We start from the raw sequence: 18,415 nt of genomic DNA on the forward strand, positions 1-18,415 counted from the left end.
GCATGGACGTAACCGGTCCGAAGGCGGCAGCCCTGCTGCCCCGGCTGGCTGACTGGGCGCTGCTCACGGCAGTGCTGACCCTCGGGATCCTGGGATTCGGGCCCACCTTCGGCTGGGATATGCGGTTCCTGGTAGCCGGGATCGGCGGCATCCTGCTGGGCCTGGGCCTGGCCGAAGCGTCCGCCCGGCTTCGCTGGGGATTCTGGGCCACCGCAGGCGCTGCGGCCGGCACCTATGTGCTGCTGGGCAGCGCCTTCGCGGCACCGCTCGAAGCCATCGCCGGCATCGTCCCCTCGTTCGCTTCCGTCCGGGTGCTGGTCCTGGGCATCGTTTTCGCGTGGAAGGACCTGCTGACCATCGCGCCGCCGGTCGGCCTCGCGGCGGGCATGCTGGTAGTGCCGTTCCTGCTTGGCCTGGCCGGCGGACTGGTGGCCGGGCTCCTCGCCTGGCGTGCCCGCCGGCCCTACTGGGTGTCGGTTCCTGTCATGGCCGTGTTCGTTGCAGGCATAGCCTTCGGCACGGACGAGGCGCCCCTGCCCGGCATCCGCGGGGCCGTGCTGATTGCCCTGACGATGCCTTGGCTCGCTTACCGGCGGGAGCTGGGCCGGTCCACGGTGGAAACCATTACCCTGGAGGGCACCGGCCCGGCTGCCGCGGCGTCCGCGGGGGAGGCTACCCGGCGAAACCTCCGCAGTGCGTCCGGGCAACCGTCCGCTGCGGCCCGCGCCGCCCGCGCCCGGCGGCTCGGTTTCGGGGCGGCCGTGCTTGCCGCAGCGCTGGCTGCGTCCCTCGGCGCGGCTCCGCTGCTGGACCAGGGCACCGACCGCCAGGTGCTGCGCGACGTCGTCGAGCCGCCCGTGGACCTCTTCGACTATCCCAGCCCGCTCACGGATTTCCGGCGGTACGTGAAGGACGAATCGGACACCACGCTCTTTACGGTGGAAGGACTGCCCGAGGGCCAGCGCATCCGCCTGGCCGCCCTGGACGCCTACGACGGCGTGGTCTACACCGTGGACCCGGGCAGCAACGGGAACTTCACCCGCGTGGGTGACGCACGCTCGGACCTGGCCCAGGCGGCCGACGAGGACGGCACCAAGGCGAACCTGAAGTTCACCGTTGGTGAGTACAGCGGCGCCTGGGTTCCGGCAGGCGGGCAGGCCACGGGCTTCAAGGTGGCGGGTGACCGGGCCGCGGACCTTGCCGCCGGCCTCTATTACAGCGAAGCCTCCGGTACGGCCTTGACGGTGGCACAGCTGCAGCCCGGGGACACCTATGAGGCCAGTGTCCTTTTCCCCGAAGAGCCCGACGACGCCCAGCTGGCCAAATACCGCTTCTCCTCCACCCAGCTTCCCCGGGTCTACAACGATCCGCCGATCCTGGGCTCGAAAGCGGCGGATTACGTGGGCGATGAGTCCCGCCCGGTCCAGCGCGTGCGCCGCCTGCAGCAGATCCTCGCCTCGGAGGGCTTCTTCAGCAACGGCAAGGAGGGGGAGACCCCCTCGCTGCCAGGCCACGGAGCCGCGCGGATGCTGCGGCTGATGGACGCGGACCAAATGGTCGGCGACGACGAGCAGTATGCCGTCGCCATGGCATTGATGGCACGCAAGCTGGGCATCCCGGCACGCGTGGTCATGGGCTTCTATCCGGATTGGGACGAAGTGAAGGATCCGTCGGCGCCGCTGGAAATCACCGGTGACGACGTCCACGCCTGGGTGGAGGTGGAGTTCGAACACGTGGGTTGGGTGCCTTTCTTCCCCACCCCGGATGAGGACAACGAACCGGTGCCGCCGCAGCAGCAGCCGAAGTCCACGCCGAAACCCCAGGTCCTGCAGCCGCCGCCTCCGCCGCAGGAACCGGCCGAGCTGCCTCCGGACACCGAGGCCGAGGCCCAGGACCCCGAGGAGCAGGAAGACGATTTCTGGGCCACGTTCCGGTACTGGCTGCGCCTTGTGGCCCTGGCCTCGCTGCCGCTTGTCATCCTGCTGGGCCCGTTGCTGCTGATCCTGCTGGTCAAGGTCCGACGGCGCCGGTCCCGGCGGAAGTCCGGCACACCCTCCCGGCGGGTCGGCGGCGGCTGGAAGGAAGTGGTGAGCCTGGCGACCGATCTCGGCAGCCGCCCGCCCAGCCACGCGACCCGACGCGAACATGCCGCCCTCCTGCAGCATGCGTTCCCGGTCACGGCGGATTCGACTGCTCTCCTGGCCCGGCGCGCCGACGCAGGTATCTTCGGCCCGGGTGAACCTTCCGAGGCGGAGGTGGAAGAGTACTGGAAGCAGGTCGAGGAGCACCTGGGCAGGCTTGCAGGATCCGTGGGTTTCTGGCGGCGCCAGCGGGCCCGCTATTCGCCGCGCTCCCTGCTGCTCGACGCGCGGATGTGGACCCGCCGCCTCACCCCGGACCGCTGGGCGCTGCCGTCGGCTAGGGTAAGCAAGAGAACTCGTAAGCCAGATCACTTTAGTGAACCTTCCGGATAGGGCGTGAATGAACTCCGACGAAACTGCATCCCCGGATACCGATATGCACGCCGTGTTTGGCTACGCCTCGGACCGCGGACTGCGCCGCGAACTGAATGAGGACTCGCTCATCGCCGCAGACCCGATTTTTGCCATCGCCGACGGCATGGGCGGGCATGAGGCGGGGGAGGTGGCCAGCAGCATCTGTGTCCGGACCCTTGGTGATTCCCCGATAGTGGGCAAGCACCTGCCGGAGTTCTCCGCCGAACAGCTGGAGGCCCTGGTCAAGGAGGCGGACCACCGCATCCGTGAAGCCACAGGCGGGCGGGCCGGCACCACACTGACCGGCGCCGTCCTTGTCCGGGAAGGGGGAAACCCCTACTGGCTGGTGTTCAACGTGGGCGATTCACGCACCTACCGGCTGAGCCACGGCGTGCTGGAACAGATCACCGTGGACCACTCCGAGGTCCAGGAACTGGTGGATCTGGGACAGATCACTCCGGACGAGGCCCTGGTGCATCCGCGCCGCCACGTAGTCACCCGCGCCCTGGGCACCGGCAATGATGCCGAGGCGGATTTCTGGCTGATCCCGGTGGAACCCGGGGACCGGCTCCTGGTCTGCTCCGACGGCCTCACCGGCGAGGTTGCGGACGGGCACATCCTGCAGATCCTGACGTCCGTCACCAACCCCCAGGACGCCTGTGCCGCCCTGGTGCAGGCTGCATTGCGCTCGGGCGGGCGGGACAACGTCACGGTTTTGGTCATCGACGCCGAGGGCGGACCGGACGGACACGAGTCCGCCGCCATCACATTGCCCGGAGCGGCCCAGGGCGAGCAGCCCACCGGCTCACGTCCCGTCGAAGGCGACCCGGCGGGTTCCGGCACTGACCCGGCGGTATCACGGAAGACCGCAGAGGAATGAAAGACCTGCGCTACCGCCCCGGGACGTGGCTATGCCTGGTTCGCGATTCGGTGCTGTGCCTGCTGCCCCCGGACACCGGGGAAGAGCGGATACGGGAGATCTGGTCCCTGCTGGGAACGACGCCGGCACTCGACCGCGTTTTTTCGGCTGTCTCCGGGGGACTCTCCGGCAGCCTGGCCGATATGCCTTCCTTCGGTGTGCTTTCCCTGAGGGACCGGGAGCGCCTGCATGTCATCCTGCGCGGTCCGCTGGAACTGCAGGCGGCCGGGAAGGATGAGCCGGCGGCGTCGGGCGAATTTGTCACCACCTGGAGCGAGCGGGTTCTGCCGGCCGGCGGCTCGTTCACCCTGAAGGCGGCGGCTTCGGACGGTGCTGCCGGAAGTTCCGCGGAGAAGCCGCTGCTGCCGCTCGAAAGCGGCGCTGCCCTGGTCTCGATGCTGGAATTCGGTTCGCTGGAAGTCGGCTCGCGGGGAACCGCCGGTGCGAAGCCCGCCGGGTCCCAGCCTACGCAGGTCCAGCCCGTGCCTGTCCTGTCGGGACCTGTCCAGCCCGTGCCTGTCCAACCCGTGGAATCCCAGCCGGCACCAATCCAGGCCCCTTCCCCGGAAGGGAAAGCTGCCGACCTTCTCAAACCCGGTCCGGCAGCGGAGCCTCTTGAGCCCGGTCCGGCAGCGGGGCAATCCGTCGAACCCGCGCAGGAGCCGGTTTCCGCGGAGGAGCCGGATCTGAGCGAGACCGTCCGTCCCCCGGAGGAGGCGTTCGTCCCGTCGGACACCCTCCAGCCTGCCGAAGCATCCCTTCCGCCTGCACCGAAGGCGGCTGACGCGCCGTCCGGTGCACTGATCGATTCGGTTCCGTGGCTGGGCAGCACCTCGACGGGCCCCGTCGGTGCCCCCGGGCGTCCGGCCACAGTCCCCGTGCCTGCGGTCCCGGTTCCGGCTGCGGCAGCCCCGGTAGCCCCGGCACCGTTGGCCCCAGCACCGGCGGCACCCGCCGCCCCGGCAGTACCGGCGGCAACACCGACGGCAACTGCCGGTCAGGCTCCGGAAGATCTGGACCACGACGGCGACACCATCATGAGCAGCGAACTGACGAAGGCAGCACCGGCGCCGGCCCCTGCCGGCCAGCCGAATACGGCCCCGACGGTTCTGGCCCGGACCTGCCCGCAGGGACATGCGAATCCGCCTACGCGCAGCGTGTGTGTACATTGCGGGCAGCAGCTGGGCGAAGAGCCCCACCCGGTTAGCCGTCCTGCCCTGGGACGGGCGGTGTTTTCCACCGGCCAGGCGGAGGTCCTGGACCGGAACATTGTTGTTGGACGCCAGCCGTCCGTGGCCAGGGCTCAGGGGTCCGACATGCCGCGGATGGTGCAGGTGCCCAGCAGCGGGGGCGACATTTCCCGCTCGCACGCCGAGATCCGGCTGGAGGGATGGCATGTGATGCTCCGGGACCTGTTCTCCACGAACGGCACCGTGCTGGTCCGCAACGGACAGCTGCCGCACCGCCTTGGCCAGGGTGAAGGGGTGATCGTGCTCGACGGCGATACCGCCGAGCTGGGCGACGACGTCTGGATCCGGTTCGAAGGACTGGCATGAAGAAGCGTGCTCCGGCACCCCCGCCGGAAATCACCGGCTACCGCTACCTGCGGCACCTGGGCTCCGGCGGTTTTGCCGACGTCTACCTCTATGAGCAGGACCATCCCCGGCGGCGGGTTGCCGTCAAGGTGCTCCTCTCGGACCTGCGCACCAACAGCGCCCGGCGCAGCTTCGAGGCCGAAGCGAACCTCATGGCCCAGCTGTCCTCGCACCCGTACATCGTCACCATCTATGAAGCGGACATCACTGAGGCCGGCCACTCCTATCTGGCCATGGAGTACTGCTCCCGGCCCAGCCTCGACATCAGGTACCGCCAGGGCGGCCTGCCGTTGGCCGAAGTACTCACCATCGGCATCCAGGTGGCTTCCGCCGTCGAGACTGCCCACCGTGCCGGCATCGCCCACCGGGACATCAAACCCGCCAACATCCTCACCACGGACTACAACCGTCCCGCCCTGACCGACTTCGGGATTTCCGGCACCACCGAGGCCGCCGAGGACGAGGACCTGGGACTGTCCATTCCCTGGTCGCCTCCGGAAGCGCTCACCGGCGGCCGGGCGGACGGAATCCGCGTTGACGTCTGGGCCCTCGGCGCCACCCTGTACACCCTGCTGGCAGCACGCTCGCCGTTTGTCCTGCCCGGGCAAGGCAATACCCAGCGTGAACTGATCGACCGGATTGTCAGCCAGCCGCTGCGGCCCACCGGACGGGCGGATGTCCCGGAATCGCTGGAACTGGCTTTGGCCACGGCGATGGCCAAGTCGCCCGAGTCCCGGTTCTCTTCCGCCTACGCCTTCGGGCTGGCACTGCAGCGGATCCAAGGTGAGCTGAACCTCGCCAGTACGCCGTTTGAGGTGCTGCAGGAACCGGACCCGACTGAGGAGAGCGGCGAGGACGAGGACCGCACCCGCATCCGGCGCGTGGTCTCCATCGATCCGGGCACCACAACGCCGCCGCGCCGGGCACCCTTGCAGCGCCCGACGTCGTCAGTCACCGGCGCACCCGGGACGGCGCGGGCGGCGGTCCCCGCTGCGGTTTCCCCGGGCCCCGCCTCCGGCGGCGGTGAAGCTGCTGCTGCGGTCCATGAGGGCACGGTAATGCGCTCGGGACTTGCGACGGCGGGACCGGCCCCGGGGGCCGTGGACCCGGCAGCCCCGGAGGCTTTCAGCTGGCCGGAACCGCCCCGGCGCCGGGGCAAGACTGCACTGCGCATCGGTCTGGTGACAGCGGCAGCGGCCGCCGTCGGCATTGTCGCCGCGGCCCTGCTGCTGCCCGAGACGGAGCCGAAGAGCGTCCTGCCCACGCCGTCGAAATCCGCGCAAAACCCCCTGGCGGGGACCGAAGGTGCGGTCCTTCCGCCGGAATCGCTGGCGGCCACGGTGGCGGACGGTTCGGTGTTGTTCACCTGGAGCAACCCGGAGCCCGCAGACGGGGACATCTATTTGTGGAGGACGGTCAGCGCCACGGCCCGGGGAGAGATGGTCCGGACACCGGAGACCAACGCACAGGTTCCGGCGTCGGACGGCGAGACCTGCATAGAAGTGCAGGTGGCGAGGGACAACGGAAAAGCATCGCCGCCGGTCGCGTTCTGCGCGCCGCAGTGAGAAGCAGCAGGTGCGGATGGACAATGAGGACGTAGCGGGGCCATGGGGGAGCCGCACGAAAGGCCGGGTAACCGGACGAGGGGGAGACGCGTGGGGGAGCTTGCCATAGAGTACTGCGGCGAATGGTACGAGCCGCAGGAGCCTGCCGTTTTCAGCATCGGCCGGGAGGGCGACCTGGCTATCGACGACAATCCCTACCTGCACCGGAAGTTCCTCAGCATTGCCAAGGACAACGGAATCTGGTGGCTGACGAATATCGGCAGCCGGATTTCGGCCACCATTGCGGACTCGGGCGGCGGTATGCAGGCCTGGTTGGCTCCCGGAGCCCGGCTTCCTGTGGTCTTTGAACAGACCCGGATCATCTTCAGCGCCGGTTCCACCACCTACGAATTCGATGTCCACCTGAAAACGCCCACCTTCCGGCAGGATCCCCTCAGCGCAGCCGACGGCGGGGACACCACCATCGGTCCCGTGCTCTTCACAGAGTCCCAGAAGGCAGTGATGGTGGCGCTGGCGGAACCGCTGCTGCGGCGCGACGGCACCGGCTACAGCGCCCTGCCGACATCCGCGGAGGCAGCGGAGCGGCTGGGCTGGTCGCAGACCCGGTTCAACCGGAAGCTGGATAACGTGTGCGACAAGCTGGACCGGGTGGGCGTGGCGGGCCTGCGCGGGGCCGAGGGAAAGCCGGCATCGAACCGGCGGGCCCGTCTGGTGGAGCATGCCGTAACATCCCAGCTCGTAACATCGGCCGACCTGGCACTGCTGGACCGACCTGCCGATGATCCGGCAGGGACCGCTCCCGGCCCCGAAAAAGTGCAGCAGCAGGCACCCGAAGCGGCATTGCCCGGGGCCCGTACTTCGATCAACAGAACGACAAGGAACACCTAGATGGCCTCCAGCACGAACCTCGTCAATGCCACGGCTTTCCAGCGCGTGGCAGCCAAGGCACTGGACGCGCTGCCGTCCGCGGTGCTGTTGCTGGCCGTGACCTGGCTGTTCCGGCTGGTCGGGGGCGACGACGCCCGGATGCTGGGGATGACAACGGGAGCGGTACTGGCCGGCGGATACGCGTTGTGGCTCTGGATCTGGGAAGCCGGTTCCGGCAAGACACCGGGAAACCTCGCCTTGGGCATCCGGACCACCGGCGGCAACGGACTCGCCCCGGGGCTGGTCCCCGTGCTGCTGCGAAACGCACTGCTGGGGCTGTCCGGCGTGGTGGTGGTAGGGCCGGTGGTTCTGCTGGTCTCCAACCTGTGGGATAAGAACCACCAGCGGCAGGGCTGGCATGACAAGGTTGCCGGCACCCTGGTGGTGGACGTTCGGGCCGGCCGTGATCCGCTGCTGACCGGCGGAATCCGTACCGCCGGTTCGGCTGCCCCGGAGCAGAGCGCCGGCCCGTCCTCGACGCCGACCGCCGTCCCTGCTGCCGGCCCGGTCACCGCGGTGCCGGGGTTCCCCGCCTCCGCCGTCCCCCAGACTGCTTCCTCCCCGTTCCAGACCGTGCCTGCCGCAACGGCTGGTGCGCCTGCCGCACCGGCGCCGGTCTCACCGCGGCGCGCGGCGGCTGCGGCGCTGACTGCCGGGGCGCTGCCAGCCCCTGTGCCAGCCCCTGCCCCGGCGGACGTTCCCCAGCATCCGGACGATGAGCTGGAAATGACCCGGGTAGCGGCCCGGCACCGCTCCACCGGCGTGTTGGTGCAGTTCGACGACGGTGCCGCCGTCGTCGTCACCGGCACCGCGCTGCTGGGGCGGAATCCCGCAACCAAGCCCCAGGAAACGGTGGGGCAGCTACTCGACTTCGCGGACATGGGCCGCTCGGTCTCCAAGACCCATCTGCACCTGCAGGCGGATCCGAACGGCGTCTGGGTGACGGACCGCAATTCGACCAACGGCAGCGCCGTCGTCACCGCCCAGGGACTGCGGGAGGAACTTGAACCGCTGCGCCCCGTCCTTGCCCCCGTGGGCAGCACCGTTTTCTTCGGTGACCGCAGCTTCACCGTTTCCCGGGCATAGGACTCCCGGGCGGCGTCCAGCCCGAACTCAGCGCCCCGGTTCTCCCACCAGCACGTCGCTGGCCGTCTCGTTCCAGAACAGCTGCAGGGTCTGTACCGGCCGTCCGGGCTGGACCAGCTGGGCGCGTCCCGGCGGCAGTGCCCGGGCCCGGACACCGTTGATGAGTGTGCCTTCCCCGCGGTCGCCGGAGAGAATCAGCGCCGCGGCACCGGAATCACGCAGGGCCGTGAAGAAGGACTCGTACATGCCCCGGCTGGCTCCGCGGACCCGGCGGGAAAGCACGGCGTGCAGACCGATTTCCGGGGCCAGCGGCAGGAAGGGCGTCAACCTGCTCAGGGGGGACGAGCCGCCGGCGGTCAGTACGTCATAGTCGTCGATCACCAGCACCACCCGGGGCAGGGCGGCGACCTCTTCGGGGGTGGCGCTGATCCGTTTCTGCAGCTCGCCGGCCACGGCAGAGGCCAGCTGTTCGGCCAGGGCCGCGCTGGTGGCATATCCGCCCAGGTAGTCGTCCGGGACCTCGTCCGTGAGCGTGCGCCGCGGATCGAAAACCGCGAACACAATGTCCTCGGCGTTGTGCTGTTCGGCCAGGCGGCGGATCACCGACCGCATGGCGTTGGTCTTGCCGGCGCCGTCGTCGCCCATGATCACCAGATGGCGTTCCTTGTTGTGCAGGTCCAGCAGTTCGGTGCCCAGGTCCGTCTCGCGCTGGCCCAACGGCACCGTGGCGGGGGCCGTCGGTGTGGGTGCGCTTGCTGCGTCCACCACTGCGGGGAGCACGCGAACCTGCATGGCGCGTTCGTCCGTGGAAGCGGAAACCGCGTCCACAAGATCCCGCATCCCGGAGTTGGCGGTGTCCGGGTCCGATTCGGAGTCGATGCGCGGAAGGGCGAAATGCCCCTGCAGCTTCCGGTCCATCAGCGCCCGGCCGGGCGTTCCCGGGCTCACGGCCTCGGCCAGTTTCCGGCCGTGCGCCGACTCCCCGGGATCGGATAGGCGCAGTTCAATCCGGTTACCGAAGAAGCTTTGCTGGGCAATGCGGATTTCGTTCATCCGCGAGCAGGTCACCACCACATGGATGCCGTACCCGCCGCCGCGGCTGATCAGGGCATGCACGGATTTTTCAATCTCTTCGAACTCGTCCGAGAGCTGCCCGTAGCCGTCCAGCACCATCACGATGTCCGCGCTGGGCAGTTCCGGGATGCCGCCCTGCGCACAGAGGCGGCGCAGAGTGGGCAGCGAGTCGATCTGGTACTTCTCGAAGATCCGCTCCCGCTGGGCGAGCATGGCCAGGATTTCATCCACCGTACGGCGGACCACCTCACGGTTGGTGCGTACCGCCACGCCACCCACGTGGGGGAGCCCTTCGAGCGGAACCAGGCCGCTGCCGAGGAGGTCAATGGCGTAGATACCCACTTCGGCCGGGGAATGGGTCAGGGACAGGCTGGAGACGAGCGTGCGCAGGGCGGTGCTCTTGCCGGTCTGCGGTCCGCCGACAATTGCCGCATTGCCGCCGTTGGCAGCCAGGTCCACTTCCCAGATACCCTGCCACTGCTTCGCCGGATCGTCGAGCAGCCCTACCGGGACCTTCAAACCGCCGCCGGTAGCCAGCCGGATGCCGTGGCTGGTGGCGTCCAGCCCACCCGCGGCGATGTCCAGCGCAATGCCTCCGGGGAGCGGCGGCAGCCAGATCGGTTCGACGGCGCGGGGGAATTTCGCGAGCGTGTCCATGAGGGTGGAGAGCACCGTGGGTCCGGTGGTCCGTTTGGAGCCGGAGGTCGACGCCGGTTTGGCGGGGTCCTGCTGTACGGCCTCTTCGAGGGTCGCGGCATAGCGCGGGACGCGCAGGACGGCGGGCCGCCCGGCGTCGTCGGTCTCCGGTTCGTCCTCTTCTTCCAGCTCAAGCGGGCCGGACACATACCCGGACTTGAACCGGGTGTACGTGGTGGTATCCACCTTCAGGTACCCGAACCCGGGGACCGGCGGCAGGTGGAAGGCGTCGGGGGTGTCCAGCACGGTGCGTGATTCAGCTTCGGAGAGTGTGCGCAGGCCGATCCGGTAGGAGAGATAGGTGTCCAGGCCGCGGAGCTTGCCGCCCTCGATGCGCTGGCTGGAGAGCAGCAGGTGCACGCCGATCGACCGCCCAATGCGGCCGATGGACAGGAAGAGCTCGATGAAGTCCGGGCGTGCGGTCAGCAGCTCGCCGAATTCGTCAATGATCACCACCAGGTGCGGCAGCGGTGCCAGGTCTTTGCCCTGGGCCAGCAGCTCCTGCCGGTGCAGCTGGTAGTCGGTGATGTTGGCGAGGTTGCCGGCTTCTTTGAGGACTTCCTGCCGGCGCTGGATCTCGCCGGAGAGGCTGGCGTAGACGCGTTCGATCAGGCTGACGTCGTCGGAAAGGTTGGTGATGACGCCGGTGACCTGGGGTGCGTTGGCGAAGGGGGCAAAGGTGGCGCCGCCCTTGTAGTCCACCAGCACCATGGCCAGCACCTCGGGGGAGTGCGTGGCCAGCAGGCCCACCACGAGGCTGCGCAGCATTTCGGACTTGCCGGAGCCGGTGGCACCCACGCACAGGCCGTGTGGGCCGTGCCCGAACTGTGCCGATTCCTTCAGGTCCAGCAGGGCCGGACGGCCGCGGTCATCGGGGCCCAGCGGAACCCGCAGGAAGTCCACCTCCCCGCGGGGCTTCCACAACCGGCGGATATCGGCTTCATCCAGCCGCGGGGAGAGGCCCAGCATTTCCAGGAACCCCTCCGAGTTTTCCGAGGAATCGTGTTCCATCGAATCGGGGGAGAGCCGCAGCGGGGCCAGGCTGCGGGCCAGGGACTGCGCGAGCGGGACCGGCAACTGGTCCAGGGTGCCCGCCTCAACCACCGGCTCCACGGGGTCGGTCCGGTAGTTTTCCACCCGGAAACCTTCGCCGTCCTCACTGATGCGGATGGCCACTTCGCTGGGTTCCTGCCGGCGTTCCTGCACCAGGAACAGCGTGGTGATCCCAAGGGCGCCGGGGGAGGACTGCTTGTCCGGGACTGCCAGCTCCACCGGCAGCTCTCCGTAGGAATCGGCAACCACCAGCAGGCGGGGCAGTGCCGTGCCCACGCCTCCGCGCAGGAAGTTTTTCCGGGACTCCGCGGCCAGGCTGGAACGTCCGTGGAGGTCATCGGCCAGCAGGTCCGACAAGACGTCCATGGACGGGGCGAGCCGCCGGACAGGCCCGGTGCGGTGGGTGCTTTTCTGGTCCGCCAAGTGCGGCAGCCAAGTGGCCCACTCCCAGTTTTCCCGTTCGGCCTCGGGCACGGCCAGGGCCAGGTGGAGGTCCTCCGGGGAATGGAAGGCCGCACCCTGGACCAGCAGCAGGCGGCTGACCCGCAGCACGAACTCCCGTGAGCCGACAATGCTGACATTCCCGGCGCAGTCCAGCGGTACCGTCAACGGCAGTTCGGGGCTGGACTCGTAGCGCCGCTTGAGGATCTCCAGTTCCGTCATCATGAAGGTGTCACTCTGCATCACCGCGGACCCGGAGTTCATGATCTGTACTTCCCGGTTCTGCCGCGGACCGGTGCCGATGCGCACGTCAAGGAAATCCTCGTTGTGGCGCCGCCGCTCCCAGATCCTGCGGGTATTGCGGATGATGTCGAACAGGGCGTCCGGCGGCGGGCTGGCAATCCGGGCCACCTTGACGGCCGTGTGTTCCTCGGCTCGGAGCGTGGCGCGGCAGCGTTCGAGGTATTCGAGATAGTTTTCCCGCCGGTCCTTGCGCTGGCGGCCCTGCTTTCCGCGCTGGCTGACCATCATGATGACGGAGGCCAGGATGGTGACCACCATGGCCAGTGCGCCCACAGCAGCCAGCGGGGATCCGCGGAAGAGCATCATGACCGTCATGGAGACGCCGGCGCCGAGGAGGGGTACCAACGACATCATGTTCATGCCGCCCTTGCCCTGTTCCATCTGCGGCGGGGCGTCCATGGTGAACGGTTCCAGGCCGCGGGCGGGCGCTGTGGTCCGGGCCGGCCGGTGCAGGATCCGGACGCTCATGCCGTGGCCCGAGCCAGGACGCCGGCGGCCAGGGCGGCCGCCTCGAGACGGGTTCGCCGGGCCAGCAGGCCAAGGCTGATTTCCACTCCGGCGGCGAGGTGCCGGTCATATCCCAGCCCGACGGCGTCGATACCCATGCGCGTCAAACGGCGCGCTTCGGCGTCGGCCCGGAACGGCCCGTCCGGCTGGTTCCGGACTACCACCACCAGCAGCGGCACGGCCGCCAGTGCCGGGTCCCGCTGCCAGGCCGTGGCGTACAGGCCGGCATCTTCCAGGCCTGCCACGGAGGCCGTTGTCGCGAAGACCGCCAGATGCGACTGGGAAAGCGCCCAACGCGTGCTGGGGAGATCCAGTCCGGTGCCGCAGTCCATCACGGTGATGGGGCAGTACCGGGAGATGGCCAGGGACAGTGCCTTGGCAGCGTCGTCGGCGGCCGGCCGTCCACCGGTGCCGCGGCGCCCGGTGACCAGCAGGTTACCGCGGCCGGCGGGGGTCAGCAGTGCCGAGAGGTCAGCCAGCGACGTCGGAGGGCGGCGGGACACCTCGGCTGCGGCGATATCCAGGGAGGCTGCGTCGGGGACGCCGGTGCGCAGCGCCAGCGTGCCGCCGGAGGGAGCGTTGTCCAGGACCGTCACGGCGTCGGTGCGCATGGAGGAGTAAACCGATCCGAGCAGGGCCGCCAGCGTGGTCTTCCCGGCACCGCCGCGGGAGCCGACGACGGCGATGCGCCGGCCGGTGGATACCGGTGCCTGCGCACCGGCCGCCGCCTCGGCCAGACGGTGCGGATAGTCATCCCCGCGGAAGAGGTTCCCCGCGGAGCTGACCGAGCGGCGGAGCAGGCCCTCGGCCGGACGGGTCCGCAGGGTGCGGCGGAGTCGCTGGGGCGTTGATTCGAAGCCGTCCGGAGTGGCGGTGCCAGGGGCACCGTAGGGCAGCGGCTCGGCGTTCACAGGTGAGCTCATGGCTATAGTCCTCCACCGGCCGCGGCGGCCGGATCAGCGGGATGAAAGGTGTCGGATGGCGGGCAAACCCGCGGGTGAAGCGATGCGCCCATCAGAAGCTGTCCAACAGCTGGGAGTAAATGCCGAACATCCCGATGACCAGGGGAATCGATGCCAGGATGGCGAAGGTCTCCAGGCGCTTGGCCAGCAGTCGAAGGCGGGCTTCGGCGTGGTCCGGCAGGTCAAGGGTCAGGCTGACCGCGATGCAGGCGGCAAGGATCAGCACCGCCAGGCCCACAGCCCAGGGCGCGGAGGAGAAAAACCGCAGGGACGCGAGGGTGAGGGCGGTCAGCCCCACACCGGACGCGGCGTACAGCGAAATGCGTTCGGCGGCGAGCGGGAAGGAGCGGGCCCGCAGGAAGACCGCCAGGGTCAGGGCGAACAGCAGCGGCAGCGTCCATTTCTGGTGCTCCGCGTCGGTACCGAGCACCCAGAGCCCCAACGCTATGGAAACCGACGTAAGGATCGCGCCCAGGGTGAGCCCCCGGTGGGCGCCGGCCACGGCCTCAAGCGCATCCGTCCTGCTGATGGTTCCACCGGTGGCACGCTGGTCATCCAGGGTTGCCAGGCCGGAGGCGGACAGCGCCAGCTTCGGGAGCAGGCCGAGCAGGAGGACGCTCGCCACGGCGGCCAGCGCTGCCGTGCGGGAAGGGTTCTCGGAAATGATTCCCGCCGCCGCCCAGATGACGGTGGCCAAGGCAAGGGTGCCGGCGCCCGTGAAGAGGGCCCGCGGGTTGGCTGCGCTCAGTCCCATTCCCACAAGGGTCAGCACGGACAGTCCGGCGAACAACAGCAGGGTTGTTTCCGGTTCCAGGTCGCCGCGCAGCAGGGCACCCAAGCCCAGCAGCCAGCCGGCCCCCTGCAGCGTGGGGCCGATGGCGGACGTCCGGGGCGGCCGTGCCAGCGCCGTGCCGGCCGTGAGGAGCACCAGGGACGCGGAGAGCAGCAGCCACCAGGCGTCGTCGGGGGCCACCGCGCCCAGGAGGATCTCTGCGCCTGCCCACAGGCCCACGGCAGCGAAGATGCCGGCGGTCAGTTCCCGGAACCTGTCGGTCCAGCGGCCCGAGACAGCCTCGGTTTCGCTGACCACCAGGTCCGTGACGTCATAGACGACGGCGGCGGGGGGAGCCTCGGACGCGTTGCAGAGCAGCAGCGAGGAACCATCGGCTATTGCCGCACTGCTCAGCGTGCTCTCCGCGGACAACTCGGTGCCGTCGGGTCCGACCAGGACCTTGGCGGCCACCTCATCTGCCGGCGGGTCGTTCAGCAGCTCCAGGACCTGCGGCATCAGTGCACCGACGGGCTGGTCCGACGGCAGGAGCAGGTCCAGGTGGCGCCGGGAACCGATCAGTGTCACTCGGGTGAAGGCATGGGCCATGGCGGCTAGGATCCTGTCTGCATCGAAAAGGCAACGTTGTACCGGCCGGCGGCGGGACCGGCGTCGTAATGCGCATCGCGGGGGTCCGAAGAGTGGTAGGCGGCCGAATTCTGCTGCCGGCGCTGCTCCTCCTGCTTTTGGCGGTTCTCTTCCAGCAGGTTGCTCACAAAGGAATACCCCACGCAGACCGCGGCGATGACCGCTGCAGCCGCCACGCTGAACAGGAAGAGGCGCACACTGTCCATCCACCGGCGCTCGTTCGGGTTTTCCCCGTACAGCAGGGCGCCGAGCAGCCGGTTCCGGCGCACGGTCACGGATTCGATCAGCTGATTGTCATAATCGCTCGCCAAAATAAGTCCCCCCACCACTTGGACAAGTACCGACATATCCTTACACGATCCGGGTGGGGTCTGCGTCACACGCGCCGGTGCCGCACCGTCGAAGCTGAGGCGTACGTTGTGGATGCCGGGCCGCGGGTGCTAAAGCTTGACTAATTAATCACCGCACACGCACCGATGAAGGAGCCGCAATGAGCACCAACCCGGAGATTGAAGAGCGCCGACTGAACGATTGGAGCAGGCGCCTCACCCAGGCCCTGCAGATCCTGGATCTTGAAGTGGACCACAAGATGCTCATGGAGCTGGGGGAGAAGTCGGCCCGGACCGTTGCAGACAACGCGGGCCTGGTCAGTGCCTTTGTGGTCGGGTATGCAGCCGGACTCACCACCACCAGCGGGCGGAAATCCTCTGAAGAAGCGGTCCAGAAAGCGGCAGACACCGCCTTCCAGCTGGCTGAAACCGGCTTGGAAGGGCCGGACCAGCCCGGTTGGAAGGGTTCTGCCCAGTAAGGAGACGTCGATACGCACAACAGGCCGGGACCGAAATCCTGGCCTGTTGTGCGTAGTGGCTGTTGCTGCCTACACGGGTGCCGTTTCGCGGCGCATCTTGTCTTCCGGGCCCGCAGTCTGTTGTGCGGCCGGTACCACCTTGACCAGCACGGTCTTGGATACCGGGGTGTTGCTGCCCTCGGCAACGTGGTCCAGCGGTACCAGCACGTTGGCTTCCGGGTAGTACGCCGCCACGCAGCCCTTGGGCGTGGGGTACGAGACCACCCGGAAATTGCGCAGGACACGCTTGGCGTCGTCGTGGTGGACACCGTGGATGTCGATGTACTGGCCGTCTGCCAGGCCGAGTTCCTCGATGTCACCGGAGTTCATAAACAGCACATGGCGGCCGCCCTTGATGCCCCGGTACCGGTCATTGTGCCCGTAGATGGTGGTATTCCACTGGTCATGGGAGCGCATGCTCTGCAGCAGCAGGGTGCCTTCCGGACGCTGCACCGCTTCCAGGTCATTAACCGTCAGGACCGCCTTGCCGGTGGGCGTGTGGAAGGTCCGCGAATCACGGGGGCCGTTGGGCAGTACAAACCCGCCCTCGTGGCGGATCCGCTCGTTGTAGTCTTCGCAGCCCGCGACTACGCGGGAGATGTGGTCCCGGATCAGGTCGTAGTCCTTCTCGAAGCCGGCCCAGTCGGCATCGATCCGGTCGCCGATCACCAGGGCACCGAGCCGGGCGACGAGGGCCGGTTCGGAGAGCAGGTTCTTGGAGACAGGTTCCACCCCGCCGTGCGAAGCGTGGACAACGCAGACCGTGTCCTCCACCGATACGAACTGCCGGCCCGTTTCCTGGACGTCGATTTCGGTACGGCCCAGCACCGGAAGGATCAGCGCTTCCTTGCCGGTGACCAGATGGGAGCGGTTGAGCTTGATGGACATCTGCACGGTCATGTCCGTCTTTTGCATGGCGGCCTCGGCGAAGTGGGTGTCCGAGATGGCGGAGATCAGGTTTCCGCCGAGCGCCATGAAGAATTTGATCCGGCCGTCCTGCATCCGGAGGAAGGTTTCCACGGCGTCGGCGCCGTGCTCGCGCGGCGGGTCGAAGTTGAACTCCTTGCCGAGCGAGTCGAGGAAGGTCCCCGGCATCTGTTCCCAGATGCCCATGGTGCGGTCGCCCTGGACGTTGCTGTGCCCGCGGATAGGGGCGGCGCCGGCGCCGGTCTTGCCGATGTTGCCGCGCAGCAGCAGGAGGTTGATGATCTCCTTGATGGTGGCGACGCCCTTTTTCTGCTGGGTGATGCCCATGGCCCAGGTGATGATTACCTTTTCGGCCCGCAGGTAGCGTTCGGCCAGTTCGTCGATTTCCTCGGCGCGCAGTCCGGTGGCTTCCAGCACTTCCTCATCATCGAGCAGCAGCAGATGTTCCTTGAGGTCTGCCAGCCCTTCGCAGTGCTCCTCGAGGAATTCGTGGTCAAGGACGGTTCCCGGGTTCTTGTCCTCCGCCTCGAACACCCGCTTGGAAATGGCCTGGAGCAGGGCCATGTCCCCGCCGAGCCGGATCTGCAGGAACTGGTCCGCGAGTTCGGTGCCCTTTCCTGCGATGCCCCGGGCCTTCTGGGGGTTCTTGTAGCGCTTCAGCCCGGCCTCGGGAAGCGGGTTCACGGCTACGATGTTGCCGCCGTTGCGCTTGCACAGCTCCAGTGCGGTAAGCATGCGCGGATGGTTGGTACCCGGGTTCTGGCCCATGAGGATGATCAGGTCGGCCTGGCCGAAATCGTCATAAGTCACTGTGGCCTTGCCGATTCCGATGGTCTGGCCCATGGCCCAGCCTGAGGACTCGTGGCACATGTTGGAGCAGTCGGGCAGGTTGTTCGTGCCATAGGCGCGAACGAAGAGCTGGTACAGGAAGGCCGCCTCGTTGGAGGTGCGCCCGCTGGTGTAGAACGCCGCTTCGTGCGGGGAATCCAGGGCCTTGAGCCGGTCAGCCACGATCCCCAGTGCTTCATCCCAGCTGACGGGCCGGTAATGGTCTTCACCAGCCGGCTTGTACAGGGGCTCGGTCAGCCTGCCCTGCATGCCCAACCAGTATTCCGAACGACCGCGCAGGTCCGTGAGGCTGTGTTCGGCCCAGAAGTCCGAGGAAATAACCACCGGGGTGGCTTCCCACGTGACGGCCTTGACTCCCTCTTCGCAGTATTCGAACGGGCTGCGGTCCTTCGGGTCCGGCCAGGCGCAGCTCGGGCAGTCGAATCCGTGCTTCTGGTTCATGCGGAAGGTGGTCCCCAAGGCGCGGGCGAGCCCCATGTGTTCAATCGCCGGCTTCATGGAGTGGTAGACGGCAGGAAGTCCCGCCGCCCACTCCTTCGGCTGTCCCTTGACCTCTATGTCGCTCTCGTTGACTTCTTTAACGCGGGGTTCTTTCCTGGCCACGCCGCACTTCCCTTCATCGCGATGTCTGCCGCTGGGGGCGGCGACTGCTTCTGTCGCAGTTTATCTACCAACAGGCCTAGCAGTCCGGGCGCACCGCCGCAAGGACTGTTGCCGTCCTAGCGGCGGCGGGTGCCTTGGGAATAGCGGAA

General features: G+C 68.1%; 12 protein-coding genes. 7 read left to right on the top strand and 5 right to left on the bottom strand.

The annotated features are described in order from the left end of the window. Window positions 1-2 precede the first annotated feature (2 nt). The 6 genes from N2K99_RS05050 (at window position 3) to N2K99_RS19070 (ending at window position 8,587) form a co-directional block, all read left to right on the top strand. Window positions 3-2,474, top strand: a complete 2,472-nt coding sequence (locus N2K99_RS05050; RefSeq protein WP_227934078.1) for a transglutaminase domain-containing protein — start codon at window positions 3-5, stop codon at window positions 2,472-2,474. A 7-nt stretch (window positions 2,475-2,481) separates the two neighbouring features. After that, on the top strand, window positions 2,482-3,375 hold the full coding sequence (locus N2K99_RS05055) for a PP2C family serine/threonine-protein phosphatase (protein WP_227934065.1): 894 nt from the start codon (window positions 2,482-2,484) through the stop codon (window positions 3,373-3,375). Further along, window positions 3,372-4,970, top strand: coding sequence for an FHA domain-containing protein (locus N2K99_RS05060; RefSeq protein WP_227934066.1), 1,599 nt, complete (start codon window positions 3,372-3,374; stop codon window positions 4,968-4,970). The genes N2K99_RS05055 and N2K99_RS05060 overlap by 4 nt, the downstream gene beginning before the upstream one ends. After that, entirely contained in the window at window positions 4,967-6,574 is a 1,608-nt protein-coding gene (locus N2K99_RS05065) for a serine/threonine-protein kinase (RefSeq protein WP_227934067.1), read from the top strand. The genes N2K99_RS05060 and N2K99_RS05065 overlap by 4 nt, the downstream gene beginning before the upstream one ends. Before the next feature lie 90 nt (window positions 6,575-6,664). Continuing rightward, entirely contained in the window at window positions 6,665-7,462 is a 798-nt protein-coding gene (locus tag N2K99_RS05070) for a hypothetical protein (RefSeq protein WP_227924360.1), read from the top strand. After that, complete coding sequence (locus N2K99_RS19070) at window positions 7,463-8,587, top strand: RDD family protein (protein ID WP_308036440.1); 1,125 nt, start codon at window positions 7,463-7,465, stop codon at window positions 8,585-8,587. Between the two features lie 27 nt (window positions 8,588-8,614). Here N2K99_RS19070 and eccCa read toward each other — a convergent pair whose 3' ends face one another. The 4 genes from eccCa to N2K99_RS05095 form a co-directional block, all read right to left on the bottom strand. Next, window positions 8,615-12,622: a type VII secretion protein EccCa gene (eccCa, locus tag N2K99_RS05080; RefSeq protein ID WP_227924361.1), complete on the bottom strand. Its 4,008-nt coding sequence runs from the start codon at window positions 12,620-12,622 to the stop codon at window positions 8,615-8,617. After that, window positions 12,619-13,584, bottom strand: coding sequence for a hypothetical protein (locus tag N2K99_RS05085; protein WP_227934068.1), 966 nt, complete (start codon window positions 13,582-13,584; stop codon window positions 12,619-12,621). The genes eccCa and N2K99_RS05085 overlap by 4 nt, the downstream gene beginning before the upstream one ends. A gap of 91 nt (window positions 13,585-13,675) precedes the next feature. Continuing rightward, window positions 13,676-15,001 carry a type VII secretion integral membrane protein EccD gene (gene eccD, locus N2K99_RS05090; protein ID WP_227934069.1) on the bottom strand — a complete coding sequence of 442 codons (1,326 nt, stop codon included), beginning with the start codon at window positions 14,999-15,001 and terminating at the stop codon, window positions 13,676-13,678. 5 nt (window positions 15,002-15,006) lie between these two features. Continuing rightward, a complete protein-coding gene (locus tag N2K99_RS05095) occupies window positions 15,007-15,387 on the bottom strand; it encodes a hypothetical protein (protein WP_227924364.1) in 381 nt (126 codons plus the stop codon). 143 nt (window positions 15,388-15,530) lie between these two features. Here N2K99_RS05095 and N2K99_RS05100 point away from each other — a divergent pair, with 143 nt between their 5' ends. Next, entirely contained in the window at window positions 15,531-15,848 is a 318-nt protein-coding gene (locus tag N2K99_RS05100) for a DUF6457 domain-containing protein (RefSeq protein ID WP_227924365.1), read from the top strand. Window positions 15,849-15,917: 69 nt separating this feature from the next. On the opposite strand, the gene N2K99_RS05105 is transcribed toward N2K99_RS05100, so the two are convergent. Continuing rightward, window positions 15,918-18,266, bottom strand: a complete 2,349-nt coding sequence (locus tag N2K99_RS05105; protein WP_227924366.1) for an FdhF/YdeP family oxidoreductase — start codon at window positions 18,264-18,266, stop codon at window positions 15,918-15,920. Window positions 18,267-18,415: the final 149 nt, after the last annotated feature.

Source organism: Arthrobacter sp. zg-Y1110, assembly GCF_025244865.1.
Lineage (GTDB): Bacteria > Actinomycetota > Actinomycetes > Actinomycetales > Micrococcaceae > Arthrobacter_B.